Source organism: Colwellia sp., assembly GCF_013215345.1.
Lineage (GTDB): Bacteria > Pseudomonadota > Gammaproteobacteria > Enterobacterales > Alteromonadaceae > Colwellia.
This window is the reverse complement of record NZ_JABSOV010000252.1, coordinates 1-1,926: the sequence shown is the minus strand read 5'-3', so window position 1 is coordinate 1,926 and position 1,926 is coordinate 1. Positions and strand designations below refer to the sequence as shown.

The 1,926-nt window shown below is 39.7% G+C and carries 1 protein-coding gene and 1 pseudogene; one reads left to right on the top strand and one right to left on the bottom strand.

Annotated features, from left to right (window positions below; genetic code table 11):
• Positions 1 to 544 (bottom strand): annotated as a pseudogene (locus HRT50_RS18765) (hybrid sensor histidine kinase/response regulator); the annotation flags it as partial.
• 459 nt (positions 545 to 1,003) lie between these two features.
• On the opposite strand from HRT50_RS18765, the gene HRT50_RS18760 reads away from it, so the two are divergent.
• The coding region (locus tag HRT50_RS18760) for a TonB-dependent receptor (protein ID WP_291617367.1) at positions 1,004 to 1,926 on the top strand (923 nt) is incomplete at its 3' end.

The following is a 1,926-nucleotide window of genomic DNA, read 5'->3' as shown; positions in this document are numbered from 1 at the left end:
GACGTTCGGTAACGTCAATATGTCTAATACCAAATAGCACAGTAAATACCGCTAGCACTAAACTGACCACTAAACCGATATGCCAACTAGTGTAACTTTGATCAATTTGTAATTGCTGAAATGAATAGACCATGGAATTAAGCTGCAGCGCGATATAAGGCATGGTGCCTATTAGCGCAACGATAGTCACCATAATAGCGAGATTATGTGACTTGCCAAATCGCGCTGCTAATAAGTCAGCAATAGAGGTTAAGTGCAACTTTAAACTGACACGTATAATGCGTTGGATAAATGGCCAAGCAAAAACAAACAGTAAAATAGGCCCTAAGTAGATAGGTAAGTGCGAAAGTAAACTGGTAGATGCTTGCCCTGTGGTGCCTAAAAAACTCCACGAGGTACAGTAAACACCTAAGGTCAGTGCGTAAATAATACTCTGGCCTTTTTTCGCCAGCTGATGCCGATACCGATCCCCCAGAAATGCAATTAAAAATAACAAGCCGATATAAGCCAAACTTAACAGCACTAATTGCCAATTAGGAAACATAAACACTCGCTACTATTATTAAATGAGACAGTTTCCACAATGTGGATTCATCAAACTATCAGTTCCACTTCATAATGCAGTATTCATTAGGAATTTAAAAGGCTTAAGACAAGGCTGACAGTAAGCAATAGTTATTATTAAGCAGAGCCCCTGCATTCTCAGTTCAACCAACCAACAATAAAAAGATTAGTCTGTAATTTTTTGTTAGAATGTTGTGCAACCAAGGGGTGCGCTGTCATTTTACTTTTTAAAATGATTAGTCGCTGAGATATATACTCTTTGAACCTGGGCAGAAAGTTATCTTTACTGATTTTCTGGCAAGGGATGGTTATAGATAAAATTAATACCAAGTGCATTAACTCTACGTTGAGCAATAAATTTGTGTAATTGGTATAACATTCTTCAAATTCATCCTCATTGCACACGCCTCTATTTTTATTTTTGTTGATGAGATTTTTAATGACCTTCCCAAAATCGGCTATTTGTTTAGCTATCACCGCCAGTATCTTTAACGTTACCGCCTTCGCTGAACAGCAAGCGAGTAATGACACTAGTAAAACTGACAATGTTGAAACCATCACGGTTACCAGTGATTTTCGCCAGCAAAGTCTACAAAATGCTCCTACATCTATGTCGGTCTTAACCGATATAGACATTAAGCAGCGTAATGCTAAACATCTTGAAGAGTTAATTGCGATTAGCCCTAATGTTAACTTTGCCAGTGGTTCACAACGAGCCCGTTATTATCAAATCCGTGGCATTGGTGAGCGTAGTCAATTTCAAGAGCCGATTAATCCGTCAGTGGGTGTGATTATCGACGAAGTGGACTTTACTGGTATCGGTAGTGTTGCTTCATTGTTTGATGTTAAGCAAGCAGAAATTTTTCGCGGTCCACAAGGTACCCGTTTTGGCGCTAATGCTATCGCCGGTATGATCAATATCACTACCAATGAACCAACCGAAAACTTTGAAGGTGCCGTACAACTGGGTGTTGGCAATTATAATACTTATGATTTAGGTGTAGCCTTATCGGGCCCTGCCAGCGATTCAGTAAATTACCGCTTAGCTGTTAATCAAAGTAACAGTGATGGCTATATCGAAAATGTGCATTTGCAGCGCGATGATACTAACAACCGTGATGAATTAAGCATACGTGGCAAGCTAGCCATTGAAGCGAGTAACGACCTTACCATTGAGCTTGCTGGTTTCTATTTTGATTTTGATAATGGTTATGATGCTTACTCATTAGATAACACCCGTGAAACCTATTCTGATGAGCCTGGTTTTGACCAACAAGAAACCGCCGCCTTTTCAGCAAAGTTCACCTATCAAGGTTTTGACAGTGCCACAGTATTAGCCATTTTTAGTAACGCCGATTCAGA